We start from the raw sequence: 18,776 nt of genomic DNA on the forward strand, positions 1-18,776 counted from the left end.
TTTCACGGTGATCGAGCGCCTCGTACGACAATAACCCCCCTTATCAGAAGTGCTTGCCGGAGAGATCGGGCGCGGACTTTTACGCAGGTATCAGCAGGATTATATGGAGATAGTCGGTAATCGCGGCGGGTACCAGTGGCAGCTTGGCGACCAGCAATGGCAACAAACAGCAGAAGGTGGTTTTTCGCTCTCCAGCGTCGGCGGGGTAAAACCGGCAGCGACCCTGGTCGATCTCGACTATCTGGTCGGTGCGCGGCTCACTGAATCCGATACCTATCTGCCATCATCTTTCGCGTTCTGCCCGAACAGCGGCGCCGCCCTCACAGCCATCGGCTACCAGGCGCAAAATCGCTGGCTGCCGCCCTATGGCGATGGCAGCGGATCGCGGGTAGTCAATGACGCCTGCCACCTGGACGGCGCGCAACAGACCGTCAAACAACTCTTCGAACGCCTGCAGAACTCCGCCGAACGCGATCTCAATGACAGCAAGCAGATCATTGAGCTGCCGCGCAAGAATGGCCTGAGCTTCTTCGCTGCCAACCTCGGCGGCCACCGTGAGGCGCTGTTCGCCCTGGGCCGTGAAGGCAGCCTGTTTCTCTGGCAGCGCGGTTCCGAGAAGTGGCTGGAACTGCGCCCCGAAGGCCATCCGATCGGCCGCAACCGCCTGGAGAACTGGGCCAACTCGGTCAGCCTGTGCCCGGCCGAACATGGCCAGCACCTGCTGTTGGCCGGCGATGAAGGCGCGGTGCTGGTCAAGGTCGATCCGCTGAACCTCAAATACCGCTGCCAACGCCGCGATGGCCGAGCGCTGGCCGGCCCCGGCGACCTTGAGGAGCAGTCGTTCCTGCCCCTGGTGCTGGAAGACGGCAGCGTCTGCCTGGTCAGCCCCAGCGCCAACGGCTGGGAGCGCTACCCGGTAGAAGGTGCCGACGCCGCGCAGATGACCCGCCTGTCGGCGCCGATTCGTGACCACGCATCCCGCCGCCTGCTGTGGATTGGCGAGCTTGGTTACCTGAGCATGCGCCAGGGCCAGGCCCTGCAAGCGCAGTGGCACCCGTGGCCCAACGGCGCCACCGCCATGCCCGAGCAGGGGCCGCCCTTCCAGGACGGCTACGGCCTGTGGCAACTGATCTTTACCGCCGAGGGCCAGAGCTATCTGCAACTGGACCCGGGGGCTACCGACCAGCCCAAGCCGATCAAGGGCTATCGCCTGGGCACCGGGCACCTGAGCTTCAAGTACAACATTCGCCTGGAACGTCCCTGGGACACCCACGACGAAAGCATCACCCCGACCACCCGTGAGGTGGTGTACCCGTTTATCGAGTTCAGCAGCGACAAGCTCCTGCTCTCGATGCGCGTGGAGCAGAACAGCACCCTCGACGATTTCTTCAAAAGCGAACAGCCGGTGGATGCGCAGTACCGCCTCGAACAGGTCGGTGGCCGCGGTTTCGGGCTCAAGGCCCACGTCAGCCGCCCGTGGAATGCCCAGTGGTTCTTTTTCGATAACGCGCTGTGGCTGTATATCGATTCTTCCGGAGCGCTTTACCGATGGAACGCCTGACCCTGATGCTACGCCGTGGCTTGTTGCTGATTCTGGCCCTGGGCAGCGCGGGCGCTGTCGCCGAGCCGATGCGCCAGGTGTTCCTGGTGCAGAACTCCGGCTGGATGGAGCCCTTCTATCTGGACCCGGCGTCGTCGTTCAAACCGCTGGTAATCAAGCTGGCCGCCGCGGCGGCGGGCAATTCGGAAGTGGTGATTGGCGGTTTCAACCAGGCCGATGCCCAGCACCCGTCGCCGGAGTGGACTTATCGCGGTCCCGGCACCCACGACAAGCTCGCCGCCAGCGTCAATCAGCTGAACCTGGTGCGCAAGGCCGGCGGCGCCTACGCCGACACCGACTTCAAGGAAGCGTTGCTGGCGGCCATCAAGACCGGGCTCGAGGGCCGGGAAGGGATTGTCTGGATCCTCACCAACAACAAGAACAGCCCCAACAACAGCAGCGAAACCTCGCTCAAGAACCGCGAGTTCTATGACCTGCTGCACAACGAGGCCAGCATCACCCGGATCGCCGCATTCCCGCAGAAAATGCCGGTGGCAGGCCCCAACTACCAAGCCAACGGCCTGATGATTTATGCGCTGGCCTACGGCGATAACGCCGGCAAGGCCCTGGAGCAGGTCCTGGCCCAGCCGGCCCTGGCGACCCTGCTCAAGGACAACCGGGTCCGGCTCAAGCCCCTGACCCAGTCGGCGGTCCGCTTTATCCCCACCGGCGTGCAGGACACCCCGGACGTCAGTGCCGAACTGGCCCCGGACCAGCAGACCCTGATCCTCAATATCAACGTCGACAGCTCGCCCAAAACCGCGGTGCTGCTGGGCAAGTTCGAAAACCAGTTCAACCCGTACCAGATCCACGACGCGAAGATCGAGATGAACCTGGACATGCCGGGCGAAGCCCTGCAATCGAGCATCTCCCTCGACCGCCTGACGGACCTGGAACCCGGTGCGCGCTCCAGCGAAGCCGCGATCAGCCTGCAACTGCCGCCCCTGCCGTCCCAATGGTCGAGCGAGGTGATCCTCTCCAGCGGTTACCAGCGCGCCGGGACCATCGAGGTGCGCCTGAGCGAGCAGCAACTGCGTATCTCCCAGGACTTCATCGCGAAGATGAACGAACTGTTCCCTGGCGATGCGCTGCCGGACGTGTTTATCCCGTCCAGCGAAGCCAGCACTTCTTCGACCGTACTGCCGATCGTGCTGCGCATCAGCTACCCGCTGGGGCCGGTGTTGTTGCTGTTCGGGCTGTTCCTGCTGCTGTTGATCGCGGCCCTGGTGGGCAAAAGCATGATCGCCGGCAAGAAAGCCGTGACCGTGATGGTGGAGGGCGTGGCCCAGCACTATCCGCTCAAACCCTTTAGCAGTGCCAACGTCTACGACGCCCAGCAGAACAAGGTCGCGACCATCAAGCGCGGCCTGTTCGGGGTCAAGCTCCTGGACAAGGCTCCCGACACTGCTGTGCGTCTCAAGTAACCCTCACTCAAGAATCCCCAAGGAAGTTGAACATGGCCCAGACCAGCACACTGCCAGCCCCGATTGAAAGCGAAGCACCGGCAGCACCGGCCAGCACCACCAGCAGCACCTTGAGCGTGCCATCGCCGATCGGTCTGGACCTGGGTCCGAAAAAAGTCGACAGCCGCGACGCCCTGATCGGGGTGGCGGTGCTGGTGGTCCTGGCGATCATCTTCTTCGTGATCAAGAACGCCTACGCCAACTGGCGCGTACGTGAGCGTGTGGCACCGAGCCGCGCCAATGCTTCCGGCTGGTTCCTGTTCCTCGGCCTGCTGATGGTTGCGACCATGGCGGTGCTGGCGGTGATCAACTCCGGCCAGTTCCTGGCTCCGCTGTACCTGGCGCCGCTGGGCGGCGTTGCAGCCATCTCCCTGGTTGCCTGGCTGATGACCTTCTCGGCCAAGCGCTGAGTCATCGCTGCCTGATGGCCGGGGGTGCGCTGCGCACCCGGCCCGTCTCACCCCAATAGCGGATCAATTGCCAAGTTCACTTGGCCAGCCCACCCGGGCTCATGGAGTTTCTGATGAACGAGAGTGCACAACCTTCCGGCCAGGCAGCAGCCCCGCAGGTCAGTGAAAAGATCCACCCAACCTTGTTCATCGCCCTCGGCGGCACCGGCATGAAGGTCAACATCCGCCTGCGCCGGCGCATCCTCAATGCCATTTGGGGTGGCAACAACCAGGTGCAGCAGATTTCCGACTTCCCCCTGGTGCAGTTCGTCAACTTCGACCTCGATTCGGGTGAAGTGACCCAGGACGGCAAGTCGATCAAGACCGACGTGCTGGCCGAGCAGGTGGCCTTCACCTCCGAAGAAAAGATCATCGAGCCGCTCAACCTGAGCAAGTACACGCACTCCATCGATGAGCTCAACCGCCATCGCGAAGTGGCCGAGTGGTTCCCCCTGACCCCGGAAAAGATCAAGAGCCTGGGCATCGATCCGTCCAAGGGCGCCGGGCAGATCCGCGCCCTGTCTCGGCTGTACTTCTTCGACAAGTACCCGAGCATCCGCGACAAGCTGCGCAGCAAGGTCGGGCGCCTGCTGAGCAACATCGGCGCCCAGGCCGACAAGCTGAAAAAGCTCGGCCTGGAAATCGACCCGGGCAAGATCCGCGTGGTGATCACCGGCTCTGCGGCCGGCGGCACCGGTTCGGGTTCGTTCCTGGACATGGGGTTCCTGGCCAAGGCCATCCTCAAGGAAAACAACATCGCCGGTAAGGTCGACCTGTTCCTGGTGCTGCCGGGCGGCTTCGGCTCCTACAACGCCGAGCGCGTCCAGGCCAACGGCTATGCGGCGCTGATGGAGCTGGAGACCTGCATGCGCGGCAACCCGCTGCTCAAGCACTGGGACGCCACCGACAACCTGTTTATCGACAACCGTCCCTACGACGACGTGTACATCATCGATAACAGCAACGTCGCCCAGGCCAAGACCAGTGACCAGGAAGACATCTACGAGATGCTCTCGGATGCGCTGTTCACCGACTTCACCTCCCAGGATTTCGCCAACAAGAAGCGCTCGATCGCGGTCAACCAGAACCAGCACAAGATCCGCTCCTACAGCGTGAGCCTGCCCCAGGACTACGGCAGCGACACCAAGCTGCACTTTCCGCGCTCGTACTCGTCCCTGGGCCAGGCGGTGCTCGACACCCAGGTCGACGCGCGCCAGCACGTTCGCCTCAATCGCCAGGTGCAGCAGATGCTCAAGGCGTTCTTCGGGGTGGCCAACGCCAATAACGCGGTCAACGACAATCGCCCGACCGACAAGGAACGCGACGAGTTCCTGCGCGAGCAACTGAACGTCACCCCACGGACCTTCACCGAGCTGCCGGACTTCCTGTCCCGCGTCGAGTTGACCCTGGCCACGGGCGAGTTCACCCACTACCAGATCGCCGACGACCTGTTGCAGGTCGAGGGCGACAACAGCATCACCGCGCAGATCGAGCAGAAAACCGAGAGCCTGTTCGAACGCCTGCAAAACGGCGGGGCAGACAAGGACCAGTGGCTGACCCACGTGCGGGAAATCCAGCAACAGCTGGAGCGCGACACCAAGGGCAGTTCGGTGGACAGCGCCGAGCGCAACCACGAAGTGCGGATCAAGGAAAACCGCAAGAAGCGCATCGCCGAACTGGTGCGTGAAGACGCCTTGCCCGAGAAGCTGTTCCGACGCCTGGACGATGACGAGCGCGGCGGCCTGGATTACACCCTGGCGCTGGTGGAAATGCTCAAGGACCGCCTGGAAAACGAAGGCACCGGGATCATCCCGGCCCTGGAAAAGAACGCCGCGCGCTTCAAGGAACTGTCGGAAAAACTCGAGTCCTCGGAGCTGGCCCGCGAGTTCGAACGCCTCAAGGAAACCACCGGTTCAGGCCTGCTGGCGCGCCTGAGCGGCAAGGACAAGCAAGCCGACACGGTGCTGGTCCAGGTCAAGGACACCCTGCGCGAAAGCCTGCTGTTCTACGTGCGCCATGTCGCCGCCCGTGAAGCCGCACAACTGCTGCGCGAGATCTCCGAGTGGCTGGGCCGCAAGGAATCGGTGGACCAGAACGGTCGCGCGATCTGGAACGGCTTTGTCGGCCGCCTGCAGGATGGCCGCAACGCGGTCGACAGCCTGCTCAAGCGCATCGACACCGACATCACCAAGATCGACGCCAGCATCAAGGAAAAACACGCCACCCTGATTCCCCTGGCGCCAGTGCAAGGCAACGAAGAGCCGGCCGCCAATGGCGCGGATGTGCGCGAGTGGGCCAAGGACGCGTTCAAGGATTTCGGCGGCTCGAAAGTGCTGTTCGGCAAGTTGCAGACCGAAGAGGGCCAGGAAGAGCTGCTGCTCAAGCTGCGCAATAAATCCGTGCAGCAACTGCCAAAGAACGCGCAGCGCATCGATCCGCTGATGAGCGCCCTGGCGGCCCTGAACCCGGAAGAGCAGCGCGAGAAATTCCGCCAGTTGCTGCAACGGGCCATGCCGTGGGTGCCGCTGAACCTCACTGGCGGTTTCGATATCGGCCAGAAGCTCTACACCTGCCTGATCGGCGTGCATGACCATGCCGAGTTCAAGCGCGTATACGGCGCGACCCTCGGCCAATGCCTGCCACAGGGTACGGCTATCAACGCCAGCGATATCCAGTTCGTGGAGTCGGGGATCCCCGGCAAACTGATCTGCTTCACCGAATTGAGCGGTTTCCCGCTGCCGGCGCTGACCCCGCTGTCGACCTACCTGGCCAGCTACCGCAAGGAAAGCGCGGCGATCCCGCTGCATGTGCACAAGCGCATCAGCCAGTTCGTGCAGCCGATCCAGTTCACCCAGGAGCAGTACCGCCAGTTCGCCGAGGACTTCAAACTCTACCTGCACGCGATTGCCCTGGGCGTGCTCAAGCGCCTGGACAACGGCCTGTACGAGTTCTTTATCGACAAGGAAGACTTCACCATCGGCGACGAATTCTCCATTCGTCAAAGCGGCCTGAAGCCGGTGCACCGCAGTGACATCGAAGCCCAGGTGCGTGACCGCACCCTGAGCCTCAACGAGGTCCAGATCGCGGCGCTGATCGCGCTGTTCGATGACATGAGCCGCAGCGCCTACAAGGCGCAGAAGCGCATCGACGAGCAAGGCGCTTCGGAACCGTTCCAGGCCTTCCCGTACAAGATTGCCGAGCTGCTGAAAAAAGAGTACCTGGCCCGCCTCAAGCGCCAGGCCGGTGACCGCGACCAGGAGCTGGTGAAGTTGGCCGAAAGCTACCTGGGGCGCTTCAGCCAGCGCGTGATCGGCTCCCGGGCCGACGTCTACGCCGATGAAGTGCACGCCGACCACGAAGAGAAGCTCAGCGTCGCCAAGGAGTTTTTCGCCGAGGGCTGGCTGGAGAACCTGCTCAAGCCGGTGGCGGCGCCGTTTGCCGGCCAAGCGCCTGCGGCCCCAGGCTTTGCCGCGCCACCGCCGATTGCCGGCGGCGCGCTACCACCACCGGTGGCGGCGGTGCAGTACAGCTATCACCTGAACGTCGCCGGGACCAATTACGGCCCCTACACCTCGGCGCAGTTGCAGCAGTACGTGCAGACCGGGCAAGTGACCCGCGACAGCATGCTGTGGCGTGAAGGCATGGCCGCCTGGCTCAGTGCCGGGCAGATCCAGGAGCTGGCCCACCTGTTCGCCCCGGCGGCAGGCAGTCCACCGCCACTGGGCGGCCCAGCCATGCCGCCACCGCTCTGAACCAAGCGAAGACGAGAACCCTATGTCAGCGTCAGTCAAAGCCGCCGAGTTTCCCGCTACCTGCGCCAACAGCGCCTGTGGCCGGACACTCTGCGGGCCGGTGAAACACTGCCCGTACTGTGGCGTCGCCGTGCAACCGCCGATCTCGGCCAAGGCCCCCGTGGCCGTGGCCGCCAAGGAGCCTGCCAGCCCGCCGCCGGTGGTCGAACCCAAGGCCGCCGCGCTGAAGTTCGAGCTGCCGGCTGCCCCTGCGCCAGCCGCGCCGCAGCCCGTGGCACCCGCGCCGGCCGCTCCGGCAGCCGCGCCGACCCCACCCGTGGCACCGCCTGCGGATAAACCCAAGGGCCTGCTGAAAAAAATCGTGATCGGTGCGCTGGTCCTGGCACTGCTGGCGTTCTATGGCATGAACCAGCTCGGCTCGCGCAACAGTCAGCGCGACCTGGAGCAAGTGCTGCTCGCTGGCCAGCAATGCCTGCGCCAGAGCGACTACAACTGCGCGCTGGATAAAGCCGAACAGGTCCTGCAGAAAAACAGCAAGGACCCGGCGGCCCTGAGCCTGTTGAATCGGGCCAAAGACGGCTTGAAGCAGGTTCAGCGCGATAAGGACCTGGCGGAGCAGGCACGGCAGAAGGAGCAGGACCGCAAAGCTCAGCAAGACGCTGCCGACCAGCGCAAGCGCGCCGAAGAGCAGGCCCGGCGCGAGCAGGAAGCCAAGGCCGCGGCGCAGGTCCAGTCGATCCCGGCACCCGCACCGCAGCCCAGCACGCCACCGCGTTCCACCACGCGCATCGAGCAGAACAACGGCGCCGCCAGCATGGTCGGCCGCTCGCTGAACGAGGCACGCAAGGCCTTGATCCGCCGCGACTACCAGAGCGCGATCACCGTCGCCCGGCTGGTGCTCAACATGGACCCGGGCAACCGCGAGGCGCAGAACATCATCAACCAGGCCACCCGCCAGCAATCCCAGGCCCTGAACCGGACCACCATCGAATGATGACGCCGGCCTCCCTTCGAACACTTGGAAGTCATCCATGACCCAGCACCCGCGTTCCCCCAATAAGCGTTTGCTTGCCCTGGGCCTCGTATCGATCTTCGGCCTGCAGAGCTGCGCCAACATCGACTCCAAGAGCATGAACCCGACCGGCTGGAGCGCCGGCGACTGGCTCAAGTGCGGCCTGGCCATCGCGGCAGGGGCGGCAGCAGGGGCAGCGGTCAGCGGCAAGAAGGATCGCGGGGTCGGCGTCGTAGCCGGCACGGCCGCAGGTATCGCCGTGTGCTTCGTGATCAACGCCAAGTCGGTGCAGACCCAGTCGCCCCAGGAAGTCGAGGCGCAGTACCGCAAAGGCGGCAAGAAGGCCCCTGCCGAGCCGCAAGTGGTCAGCTACCAGACCAGCATCCAGCCCGGCAGCACCATCAAGCGCGGCCAGCCGATCAAAGTGGTGTCCAACATCGTGGCCATCGATGGCAGCCGCCAGGCCGTCAACGAGATCAAGGAAGAAGTGCGCCTGTATGAACCGGGCGCCACCACCGCGTTCAAGGAAGGCACCAAGGTCGCCAACGAGAAGCCCGGCAGCGGCGGTTACGAAAACACCTTCACCATCACCCTGGACAACCAGGTGCCGCAAGGCGTGTACCGCGTCGACACGTCGGTGCTGCTCAACGGCAAGCCGGTCAACACCCGCAGCAACAACGTGCAACTGGTGATGATCGACGCCGACACCTATCAGATCGCCTACCTCGACTGAAATGCCTGATGGGGGGCGCCCGTCGGGCGCCCCTGGGCAAACCGCATGGATCGCTGGAGACACACCCATGACCGAATCCGGGTATGAGGTTCGCCCCACGCTTTTTATCGCGCTGGGCAACACCGGCCGCCGGGTCGGCCTGCACCTGCGCAAGCGCCTGCTGGCCACCTCCTGGCGCGAGGGGCAACGCATCGAGCGCCTCGCCGACTTCCCCCTGGCGCGCTTTATTCGGTTCCACCCGAGTGACTTCCAGGTCTGGGAGCGGGGCCTGGAGCCCGCGCAGCCCGAAACCTGTTTTCGGGTCGATGAAATCATCAGTGGCCCGTTCGACCCCGAGGCCGAGCTGGACTCGCCCGACGTCGCCAAATGGTCGCCCCTGACCTCGCAGACCATGAAGCACTGGGGAATCGAGCCGATGAAATACCATCGGCTTCGCGGTTTTTCCCGCCTGTACTGCCTGACCCAGGCCGACCAGATCCGCGCCAGGGTGCATCAGGCCCTGCACCACCTGCACACCTGCGACCCCACGCAAGACGCCGAGGCCCAGCGCCTTGGCCTCAAGGTGAGCCGGGACTGCATCAATATCGTGATAATCGCCTCGGCGGCGGGCAGCTACGGTTCGGGGTCGTTTCTGCAGATCGGCGATCTGGTCCGGCAAACACTTGCCGAACAGAACATCCCCGGGCGTGTCGCCTTGCATCTGGTATTGGCCGGCGGGGCGATGCACATCGAACCGGAGCGGGCACAGGCCCACAGCTACGCCGCACTGATGGAGCTGGAAACTCGCGGGCATGGTTATACGACCGCGCAGGACGACAACCCGGTGGGGCCGTTCGACGACCTCTATGTGTTCGACACCTGCAACCTCGCGCAACGTCGCTGTGAGGAGCCTGAAGACCTGCCGTTGATGCTCGGCGACATGCTGTTCAACGATCTGGCCAATCCGCCGCTGAGCGAGAAAAAATGGATCATGAGCAGCATCCATCGCCAGTACACCATCCGTAGTCATAGAGTGGAACTGCCGGAAGAGTTCGAAAATACCCCCGCCCTGCGGAACCCCATGAGCTATTCCAGCCAGGGGCATGCCGAGCTGTACGCGACGTACCGGCCCGACGGCCTGGCCGACCTGCACCTGAGCGGCCACACCCAGCCGCTGCTCAGCGGGTTGATGGCGCCACAGGAGGGCGAAGACCCACTGCTCGCCCTGTTGGCCGGCCTGACTGCGCAAGACCTGCGCCGGGTATTGAGCCTGTGGCTGGAACAGGCCATGCCCTGGGCCAACCTGGAGCTTGAACCCGGCCGCGGAACCAACCCCGACGCTTACCTGTGTCTGCTCAGCGTGCCGCAACCTGCCGAGTTCAGGCGCCTGTACGGTGAGTTGCTGAGTCAATGCCTGCCCGCACTGCCAGGCCTGCGCCCGAATGACCTGCAATTCATCGATTGTCAGGTCCCTGGGCGGCTGGTCGCCTCCATGCGCTTGAGCGGCTTTGCCCTGAATGCCTTGCGCGACCTGCCCGTCTACCTGGCCAACTACCGCAAGCAGGCACAGCAGCGTCCCTTGCACGTGAACAAGCACGCCAACTGCCATCCGCTGATCTTCGACCAGGCGCACTACCTGGCCTTGGCGCGCGACCTGCGCCTGTATCTGCAAGCCATTGCCCTGGGCGAATTGACCCGCAACCCGGGGCAGGCCTACGAACTCATCGACGAAGGCGAGGCCTTTGGCATCGGCACCGAGCCGGCCATTCGCCAATACGGGCTGCGGGCCCCTCATCGGCAACTGCTCTCGACGCGGGTGCAGGCGCGTTTGAGCCAGCCGCGCCCGGCACTGCTTGCCGCGCTGTGCGCGCTGTTCGAGCACTTAAGGCACGACGCTTACAAAAGCCTGAGAGTGGTCGATGAAAAAGGGATAGCCGAGCCGGCGTGCTCATTGCCCAGGGAGCTCAGCGCCATCCTCCGCAGCGAATCCTTCAGGCTCCTGCACGAGCAGGCGCCTGAACACGCCGAAGCCCTGATCGAGCAGGCGCGAAATCACTTGCCGGCGTTCACCCGTTCGATCAGCGGCTCCAAAGGCGATGTCTATGTCTCTGAAGTCGTCCCGCACCACAGCGAGAAACTCCAGCTGCGCCCGGAGTGCTTCGACCCTGGCTGGCTGGAGGCCTTGTTCAACCCAGGCATTCATGCAGCACAGGCCGCGGCGCAGCATGCCAGGGACAATCAGGCGCGCTATCACCTCAACGTTGGCGGCGTCGAATACGGCCCTTACAGCTTTCTTGAGCTGCAACACTACGTCAGCACCGGGCAGATCACGCGCCAGAGTTTGCTGTGGCGTCCGGGCTTGAGCCAGTGGTTTGTCGCCGAGACCCAGGCGGAGCTGGCGGGCCTGTTCACACCGCCTGCGGCGCCCCCCAGCGAGCCGCCGATGCCGGGCTAGAGCTGTTCTTGCGGCTCTTGCGGTAACTGCTCATCCAGGTGCAGCCAGGGCAGGCGGCTGTCGGTCCAGATATGCCGGTCGGCCGGGGCCTGTTCCGGGTGGTCGAGGGTGGCGATGGTCACGTCGATGCTGCCCGGGCTCAGCTGGGTCTCCAGCGCCAGCTGCGCACCGCAGTTGCCACAGAACAGGCGGGTGCAGCTGGGGGAGGAGCCGTAGCGCGCGGGCGTGCCTTGGGTCCATTGGAAGGCCGGGGCGGGCAGGGTGATCCAGGTGGTCACCAGGCCGCCGCTGACCCGGCGGCAGGTCGAGCAGTGGCAATGGGCGATATTCCGCAGCGGGCCACTGAATTGATAACGCAGCCGACCACAATGACAGCCCCCGGTGTGCAGTTCGCCCATGTGCCTTTCTCCCTTGCTGTTATGGCGGTCACTGTATGCCGCTCATCGGTTGCTTGAACATCCACCCATTCCTTTCACCGGCGAAAGGTAGCTGAAAGCTTCCCCGATTAGGATCGCCTCCACTTCCGGCAATAGACCGGTTGGCCACAGTGAGCGTTGCGACGCTTCCCGGCCCAATTAACAACAACAATGGTGATTCTGATGTTTGCTCCTACCCGCCTCGCTGCACCTACTCCACCCGTACGCCTCGCGCTTCCCGTTCTGCGCTGACCCCACCGGTTCGCCATTCCCTAGCCGCGCTACGCCTGGAGTATTCCCATGCTGACTTTCCTTGGCTTTGCCATGGTCATCACCTTCATGTTCCTGATCATGACCAAGCGCCTGTCCGCGCTGATTGCCCTGATCATCGTGCCCATCCTCTTCGCCCTGTTCGGCGGCTTTGCGCCGAAGATCGGCCCGATGATGCTCGAAGGCATCACCAAGCTGGCGCCCACCGGCGTGATGCTGATGTTCGCCATCCTGTATTTCGCCCTGATGATCGACTCGGGCCTGTTCGACCCGGCGGTGCGCAAGATCCTCAAGCTGGTCAAGGGTGACCCGCTAAAGGTCTCGGTCGGCACGGCGGTGCTGGCACTGGTGGTGTCCCTGGACGGTGACGGCGCCACCACCTACATGATCTGCGTGGCCGCCATGCTGCCGCTGTACAGCCGCATCGGCATGAGCCCGCGGATCATGGCCGGCCTGATCATCCTCGCCGGCGGGGTGATGAACATGACCCCCTGGGGCGGCCCCACCGCACGCGCCGCCAGTGCGCTGCACGTGGACCCTTCGGACATTTTCGTACCCATGATCCCGGCCATGCTGGCGGGCGTGGTGGCGATCCTGGCGATTGCCTATATGTACGGCAAGCGCGAACGGGCGCGCCTGGGTGAACTGCACCTGGTGGGCGACGAGATCGACCACAGCGAAATCAGCGTTTCGCAATTCCCTGATGCCCGCCGTCCGAAGCTGATCTGGTTCAACGGCGCGCTGACCCTGGCCCTGATGTGCACCTTGATCGCCGGCTTGCTGCCGCTGCCGGTGCTGTTCATGGTGGCCTTCAGTATCGCGATGATCGTCAACTACCCGTGCCTGCAACAGCAGAAGGACCGCGTCGCCGCCCACGCCGGCAGCGTACTGGCGGTGGTCGGGCTGATCTTCGCCGCCGGTATCTTCACCGGGATCCTGTCCGGCACCGGCATGGTCGACGCCATGTCCAAGAGCCTGCTGGCGGTCATCCCCGACGCACTGGGGCCGTACCTGGCGGTGATTACCGCGCTGGTGAGCATGCCGTTCACCTTCTTCATGTCCAACGATGCCTTCTATTACGGCGTGTTGCCGGTACTGGCCGAGGCGGCCAGCCACTACGGCATCACCGCGGTGGAGATGGCCCGTGCCTCGATCGTCGGCCAACCCGTGCATTTGCTGAGCCCGCTGGTACCCTCGACCTACTTGCTGGTAGCCCTGGCCGGGATCGAGTTCGGCGATCACCAGCGCTTCACCCTCAAGTGGGCAGTGCTGGTCTGCCTGTGCATAATGTTCGCAGCCTTGCTGATGGGGATCTTTCCACTGTTCAGCACTCTATAACTGCAATGACTCTTCGCCCGGGCCGGTTGGCTGATCAACCGCCCCGGGCGATCTAACACTCGCTCAAAGGAATACACATGGAATGGCTGACCAACCCGGAAATCTGGGTTGCCTTCTTTACCCTGACCGCCCTGGAAATCGTCCTGGGCATCGATAACATCATCATGATTTCGATCCTGGTCAGCCGCATGCCCAAGCATATGCAGGCCCGGACCCGGCTGTTCGGCCTGGCGCTGGCCATGGTCACGCGCATCCTGTTGCTGTTGTCGATCACCTGGGTCATGCGCCTGACCGCCGACCTGTTCGTGGTCTTCGGCCAGGGTATTTCCGGGCGTGACCTGATCCTGTTCTTCGGCGGCCTGTTCCTGCTCTGGAAAAGCTCCCAGGAGATGTACCACGCCCTGGAAGGCGAGGACGAGACGGCGGACGAACCCACCGGCAAGGGCGGCAACTTCCTCTACACCATCATCCAGATCGCGATCATCGACATCGTGTTCTCCCTGGACTCGGTGATCACCGCCGTCGGCATGGTGTCCCATGTGCCAGTGATGGTCGCGGCGATCGTGGTCGCGGTGCTGGTGATGATGCTCGCCGCAGGCACCATCAGCGACTTCATCGACAAGCACCCGTCGCTGAAGATGCTGGCGCTGTCGTTCCTGCTGGTGGTGGGTACCGTGCTGATCGCCGAAGCCTTCGAAGTGCACGTGCCAAAAGGCTACGTCTACTTCGCCATGGCGTTCTCCCTGGCGGTGGAAGCGGTCAACATCAAGATGCGCACCGCCATCGCGAAAAAGAAAAAACAGAGCGATCCAGTGAAACTGCGCAAGGATATTCCGGGTCAGTAACCCGAGCGCGGACTGAAAGAAAGGGGCTCTCGGGCCCCTTTTTCACGTCTGCAGAAAGCTGTTTTCATGACAGTTTTATTTCAATGCGCACTTTAGCTATGCGATGCTGGCGCCCAGACCGTTAGCCAACTACAGCTTAAGTACAGAACGTAGATCGTCGCGCGGCACCGTCAACTTGCCCCTTTGGGGCGATTCACCCCAGGGGACCCTTTATGCTGACCCTGCTCAATCTGCTGTCCGCCGTGACCCTGTTGATCTGGGGCACGCATATCGTGCGTACCGGGATCCTGCGGGTCTATGGCTCGAACCTGCGTCACGTCATCGGCCAGAACATGGCCAGCCGCCCGCTGGCCTTTGTCGCCGGGATCCTGGTCACCGCCATGGTCCAGAGCAGCAACGCCACGGCGATGCTGGTCACCTCGTTCGTCGGCCAGGGCCTGATGGCGCTGACCCCAGCCCTGGCGACCATGCTCGGGGCCGACGTCGGCACCGCGCTGATGGCACGAGTGCTGACCTTTGATTTGTCGTGGCTGTCGCCGCTGCTGATCTTCCTCGGGGTCATCTTCTTCCTCTCGCGCAAACAGACCCGTGCCGGCCAGTTGGGTCGGGTCGGTATCGGTCTGGGCCTGATCATTCTGGCATTGCAGCTGATTGTCGAAGCTGCCGCGCCGATCACCCATGCCCAGGGCGTGAAGGTCCTGTTCGCCTCCCTGACCGGCGACATCCTGCTCGACGCCCTGATGGGCGCGGTGTTCGCCATGGTGTCCTATTCCAGCCTGGCGGCCGTGCTGCTGACCGCGACCCTGGCCGGTGCCGGCGTGATCAGCCTGCCGGTGGCCATCGGCCTGGTGATTGGCGCCAACATCGGCAGCGGCGTGCTGGCCTTCCTCAGTACCAGCATGCAGAACGCCGCCGGGCGCCAGGTGGCCCTGGGCAGCCTGTTGTACAAATTGTTCGGCCTGCTGTTGATCATCCCGGTGCTCGACCCCCTGGCGCACTGGATGGACAGCCTGGATTTCAGCCCGCAAGAGGTGGTGATTGGCTTCCACCTGCTCTACAACACCTTGCGCTGCCTGCTGCTCCTGCCCACGGTCGGGCCCATGGCCAAGCTCTGCGCCTGGCTGTTGCCCGAGCGCCCGCAAGACAGCGGCCGGGCCAAACCGCGACACCTGGACCCCACGGCCCTGGTCACCCCGAGCCTGGCCCTGGCCAACGCGGCGCGGGAAACCCTGCGCCTGGGCGACCTGATCGACAACATGCTCGAAGCCATGCTCGACGTGCTGCGCGGCAAACAGACCGCCGTCACCCAGGAAATGCGCAGCCTGAGCGACGATGTCGAAGCGCTCTACAGCGCAATCAAACTCTACCTGGCGCAAATGCCCCGGGAAGACCTCAGCGACCAGGACAGCCGGCGCTGGGCCGAGATCATCGAGCTGGCAATCAACCTCAAGCTTGCCGGCGACCTGATCGAACGCATGCTGCGCAAGGTGCAGCAGCAGAAAACCTCGCAACGCCGCCAGTTCTCCGAAGTCGGCCTGGAAGAGCTGGCCGGGTTGCACGCCCAATTGATCGCCAACCTGCGCCTGGGGCTGTCGGTCTTTCTCAGTGCCGATCCGGAAAGCGCGCGCCAGTTGCTGCGCGAGAAGCGTCGCTTCCGCGCACAGGAACGACGCCTGGCGCACGCCCACGTCAGCCGCCTGCAACGTAAAATCGTCCAGAGCATCGAGACCAGTTCGCTGCACCTGGAGCTGATCGCCGACATGAAGCGCTTGAACTCGCTGTTCTGCAGCAGCGCCTATGTGGTCCTGGAAACCTCCGAAACCGGTGCCCTGGCGGCGGAAGATCTCGCTGACATCACCCATTCACCCTGAACGTCCATGGTTGACTGAAGTCTGTAGAACTTACGCACGCCGTAAGGAAGCTCGCTATGCGTTGTCTGTTGTTCGCCTGTCTGTTGTTGAGTTGCGCTCACGTGTCGGCCCTGGACCGCTTTCAGGTCGAGGGCTACATGCTGCCCAACGGCCTGCAGCTGTTGCTCAAGCCCGGGACCGAGCGCGGCCATGTGGCCATCCGCCTGGTGGTCGGGATCGGCCTGGATGACTTCGACTGTGCCGACAAGGAGCTGCCGCACCTGCTGGAACACCTGCTGTTCAGCGGTATCGATGGCAGCGGCGAAGGCGGCCTGGAAGAACGCATGCAGGCCTTGGGCGGCGAGTGGAATGCCTTCACCAGCAATGCCGACACCACCTTCGTCATCGAGGCCCCGGCCAAAAACCAGCGCAAGGTCCTCGACCTGCTGCTGGCCCTGCTGACCCGCACCCAGATCGACGACAACGCCATCACCGCCGCGAAACAGGTGGTGGAGCGCGAGGACGGCGGCCATTACTCGCACCTGCAGCGCTGGCTCGATCGTCAGGACCTGGGCCACAAGGCCGGCAATCAACTGGCGGTGGAACTGGGCCTGAAATGCGCCGAGCGCGCCGAAGTCGAACACCTCACGGCCGAGCAGCTGGATCAGGTGCGCAAGCACTGGTATGCCCCGAACAACATGACCCTGATCATCGTCGGCGACCTCGACCGCCTGCTCCCGGCCTACCTGGAGCGCACCTACGGCCAGCTCGAACCGGTGGAGCCCAGCGAACACTTGGCGCTGCCGGATATCCAGCAGCCGGCAGCGGCCGAGCGCAGCCTGATCAAGGGTTGGGTCGGCAACGGCGCAACCTTGCACTGGCTGTTTGCCGAGCCGGTGCTGGACGACGAGCACGACGCCACCTTCGACCTGCTCAAGGAGTACCTGGACTGGGCGCTCTACAGCCGGCTGCGGCTCGACCACGAATTGTCATACGGCCCCTGGAGCGACCGCGAGGTGTTCGGCGGTCAGGGCTTCCTCAGCCTCAACGCCGACCTGGCGCGCGATGACCTGGAGCAGGCGCAGCAAGTGATTCGCGAGCTCAAGGCGCAGTTGCTCAAGGACGGACTGGATGCCGCCACTTTCGAGCGCCTCAAGCAGGCCGCCGTTGCCCGCCAGGCCTGGGCCGTGCAGGGCAACAGTGCCCTGGCCGACTACTACTGGAGCGCCCTGGGCGATTACGCCGATGGCCGTTTCAACGACCCGGCCAAGCGCCTGCGGGCCGTGAGCCTGGAGCAGACCAACCAGGCCATGCGCCAATTGCTGGCGGAGCCGGGCTACCTGCGCATCGAAAAACCGCTGCTCAGTGACGAGCAGGTGGTGTGGCTGCTGGGCGGGCTGCTGGCGCTGGTGTTCTTGATCGCCCTGGGCTGGCGCCTGCGGCGACGATGAACCGGGGTCGCAGGCGCACGCGGTTTAATTGCCCGGGCGCCTCGCCACACCTGCGCGGCGACGCTATCCTGTCGCCGATTTTCCCCGCCATGACTGTGAACCCGCCCAATGCCTAACTGGACTCACCATATACAGCGCATCCTCGAACTGATGAAGCGCTACCCAGGGGTGATCGCCCTCGGCGGGTTCATTTCCGGGGTCGGCAGTTTCATCCTGGTGGACCGCCAGCAAGGCCTGGCCACCTGGATCGCGGTGATCATGCTGGTGAGCTGGGTCTGGCTGATGCTGGAAAACACCCTGACCCAACTCTTCACCCGGGTCTTCAAGCGCGAAATTCCCCAGCCGCTGTTGCGCTACGCGACGCAGATGATCCACCAGGAAAGCCTGTTCTTCGTCCTGCCGTTCTTCTTTATCACCACCGCCTGGAACAGCGGCCAACTGGCCTTTACCGGGCTGCTGGGGGCCGCGGCGCTGGTCTCGATCACCGACCCGCTGTACTACAAGTGGCTGGCACCGCGTCGCTGGCTGTTCCTGGCGCTGCACACCCTGACCCTGTTCGCGGTGCTGCTCACGGCGCTGCCGATCATCCTGCACCTGACCACCTCGCAGAGCTTCAAGCTGGCGCTGGGTATCGCCATGCTGCTGTCGTTTCCGAGCCTGGCCTCGATCTTCCCGATCCGCAGCCTGCGCAGCGGCCTGGCGGTGTTGAGCATCACCCTGGCGATTGGCGGCACCGGCTGGCTGCTGCGTTCCTGGGTGCCGCCGGCGACCCTGTGGATCACCGAAGAGGCCATCAGCACCCAGTTGCAGGACCGCACGCCCGGCGACAGCCTGGAAGACATCAGCGTCGCCCAGGTGCGCAGCAACGGCCTGTACGCCTACACCGCGATCAACGCCCCGCGCGGGCTCGACGAGCGGATTTATCATGTCTGGCAATTCAACGGCAAAGAGCTCGACCGCATTGCCCTGGATATCCATGGCGGGCGCAAGGAGGGTTACCGCGCCTGGAGCCACAAGCAGAATTTCCCCGGCGACCCGGTGGGCCGCTGGCAGGTCAGGGTCCTGACCGAGGACGGGCAGGTGATCGGTGTGCTGCGCTTCAATGTCACCGGCACAGATCAAGCCGCCCCGGCTCAGGGCGAGGCAAAATAACCGGGATCGTG

The 18,776-nt window shown here is 63.9% G+C and carries 13 protein-coding genes; 12 read left to right on the top strand and 1 reads right to left on the bottom strand.

Features of this window, described 5'->3' with window-relative positions; translation table 11 throughout:
• Positions 1–103: 103 nt before the first annotated feature.
• From ACOZJV_RS17350 to ACOZJV_RS17380, 7 genes are all read left to right on the top strand, one after another.
• Entirely contained in the window at positions 104–1,561 is a 1,458-nt protein-coding gene (locus ACOZJV_RS17350) for a hypothetical protein (protein WP_421548111.1), read from the top strand.
• Positions 1,549–3,024 (top strand): hypothetical protein, encoded by a 1,476-nt coding sequence (locus ACOZJV_RS17355; RefSeq protein WP_078470244.1) that lies wholly within the window; start codon positions 1,549–1,551, stop codon positions 3,022–3,024. The genes ACOZJV_RS17350 and ACOZJV_RS17355 overlap by 13 nt, the downstream gene beginning before the upstream one ends.
• A gap of 32 nt (positions 3,025–3,056) precedes the next feature.
• Complete coding sequence (locus ACOZJV_RS17360) at positions 3,057–3,473, top strand: hypothetical protein (RefSeq protein WP_078470245.1); 417 nt, start codon at positions 3,057–3,059, stop codon at positions 3,471–3,473.
• A 113-nt stretch (positions 3,474–3,586) separates the two neighbouring features.
• Complete coding sequence (locus ACOZJV_RS17365; RefSeq protein ID WP_421548112.1) at positions 3,587–7,264, top strand: tubulin-like doman-containing protein; 3,678 nt, start codon at positions 3,587–3,589, stop codon at positions 7,262–7,264.
• Positions 7,265–7,286: 22 nt separating this feature from the next.
• Entirely contained in the window at positions 7,287–8,258 is a 972-nt protein-coding gene (locus ACOZJV_RS17370) for a hypothetical protein (RefSeq protein ID WP_421548113.1), read from the top strand.
• Between the two features lie 37 nt (positions 8,259–8,295).
• Positions 8,296–9,009, top strand: a complete 714-nt coding sequence (locus ACOZJV_RS17375) for a hypothetical protein (RefSeq protein ID WP_421548114.1) — start codon at positions 8,296–8,298, stop codon at positions 9,007–9,009.
• Positions 9,010–9,076: 67 nt separating this feature from the next.
• On the top strand, positions 9,077–11,443 hold the full coding sequence (locus ACOZJV_RS17380) for a tubulin-like doman-containing protein (protein WP_421548115.1): 2,367 nt from the start codon (positions 9,077–9,079) through the stop codon (positions 11,441–11,443).
• Here ACOZJV_RS17380 and ACOZJV_RS17385 read toward each other — a convergent pair.
• The gene (locus ACOZJV_RS17385) at positions 11,440–11,841 is read right to left on the bottom strand and encodes a GFA family protein (RefSeq protein WP_421548116.1); all 402 of its coding nucleotides are present in this window, start codon (positions 11,839–11,841) and stop codon (positions 11,440–11,442) included. The genes ACOZJV_RS17380 and ACOZJV_RS17385 overlap by 4 nt on opposite strands.
• A 318-nt stretch (positions 11,842–12,159) precedes the next feature.
• On the opposite strand from ACOZJV_RS17385, the gene ACOZJV_RS17390 reads away from it, so the two are divergent.
• The 5 genes from ACOZJV_RS17390 to ACOZJV_RS17410 all read left to right on the top strand — a co-directional run bounded on the left by ACOZJV_RS17390 (position 12,160) and on the right by ACOZJV_RS17410 (position 18,765).
• Entirely contained in the window at positions 12,160–13,467 is a 1,308-nt protein-coding gene (locus ACOZJV_RS17390; protein WP_020297740.1) for a CitMHS family transporter, read from the top strand.
• A gap of 77 nt (positions 13,468–13,544) precedes the next feature.
• Positions 13,545–14,312 (top strand): TerC family protein, encoded by a 768-nt coding sequence (locus tag ACOZJV_RS17395; RefSeq protein ID WP_078470251.1) that lies wholly within the window; start codon positions 13,545–13,547, stop codon positions 14,310–14,312.
• A gap of 212 nt (positions 14,313–14,524) precedes the next feature.
• Positions 14,525–16,183: a Na/Pi cotransporter family protein gene (locus ACOZJV_RS17400; RefSeq protein ID WP_078470252.1), complete on the top strand. Its 1,659-nt coding sequence runs from the start codon at positions 14,525–14,527 to the stop codon at positions 16,181–16,183.
• A gap of 56 nt (positions 16,184–16,239) precedes the next feature.
• Positions 16,240–17,613 carry a M16 family metallopeptidase gene (locus ACOZJV_RS17405; RefSeq protein WP_421548117.1) on the top strand — a complete coding sequence of 458 codons (1,374 nt, stop codon included), beginning with the start codon at positions 16,240–16,242 and terminating at the stop codon, positions 17,611–17,613.
• A gap of 108 nt (positions 17,614–17,721) precedes the next feature.
• Positions 17,722–18,765, top strand: a complete 1,044-nt coding sequence (locus tag ACOZJV_RS17410) for a DUF5924 family protein (RefSeq protein WP_078470254.1) — start codon at positions 17,722–17,724, stop codon at positions 18,763–18,765.
• Positions 18,766–18,776: the final 11 nt, after the last annotated feature.

It is taken from the genome of Pseudomonas sp. QD4 (assembly GCF_049199125.1).
GTDB lineage: Bacteria > Pseudomonadota > Gammaproteobacteria > Pseudomonadales > Pseudomonadaceae > Aquipseudomonas.

What these genes read in the sequence shown, in the direction of transcription:
- ACOZJV_RS17365 (WP_421548112.1), top strand. Translation starts at nt 3,587, where the DNA reads ATGAACGAGAGTGCACAACCTTCCGGCCAGGCAGCAGCCCCGCAGGTC.
- ACOZJV_RS17390 (WP_020297740.1), top strand. Translation starts at nt 12,160, where the DNA reads ATGCTGACTTTCCTTGGCTTTGCCATGGTCATCACCTTCATGTTCCTG.
- ACOZJV_RS17380 (WP_421548115.1), top strand. Translation starts at nt 9,077, where the DNA reads ATGACCGAATCCGGGTATGAGGTTCGCCCCACGCTTTTTATCGCGCTG.
- ACOZJV_RS17370 (WP_421548113.1), top strand. Translation starts at nt 7,287, where the DNA reads ATGTCAGCGTCAGTCAAAGCCGCCGAGTTTCCCGCTACCTGCGCCAAC.
- ACOZJV_RS17350 (WP_421548111.1), top strand. Translation starts at nt 104, where the DNA reads ATGGAGATAGTCGGTAATCGCGGCGGGTACCAGTGGCAGCTTGGCGAC.
- ACOZJV_RS17410 (WP_078470254.1), top strand. Translation starts at nt 17,722, where the DNA reads ATGCCTAACTGGACTCACCATATACAGCGCATCCTCGAACTGATGAAG.
- ACOZJV_RS17375 (WP_421548114.1), top strand. Translation starts at nt 8,296, where the DNA reads ATGACCCAGCACCCGCGTTCCCCCAATAAGCGTTTGCTTGCCCTGGGC.
- ACOZJV_RS17355 (WP_078470244.1), top strand. Translation starts at nt 1,549, where the DNA reads ATGGAACGCCTGACCCTGATGCTACGCCGTGGCTTGTTGCTGATTCTG.
- ACOZJV_RS17405 (WP_421548117.1), top strand. Translation starts at nt 16,240, where the DNA reads ATGCGTTGTCTGTTGTTCGCCTGTCTGTTGTTGAGTTGCGCTCACGTG.
- ACOZJV_RS17400 (WP_078470252.1), top strand. Translation starts at nt 14,525, where the DNA reads ATGCTGACCCTGCTCAATCTGCTGTCCGCCGTGACCCTGTTGATCTGG.
- ACOZJV_RS17385 (WP_421548116.1), bottom strand. Translation starts at nt 11,841, where the DNA reads ATGGGCGAACTGCACACCGGGGGCTGTCATTGTGGTCGGCTGCGTTAT.
- ACOZJV_RS17395 (WP_078470251.1), top strand. Translation starts at nt 13,545, where the DNA reads ATGGAATGGCTGACCAACCCGGAAATCTGGGTTGCCTTCTTTACCCTG.
- ACOZJV_RS17360 (WP_078470245.1), top strand. Translation starts at nt 3,057, where the DNA reads ATGGCCCAGACCAGCACACTGCCAGCCCCGATTGAAAGCGAAGCACCG.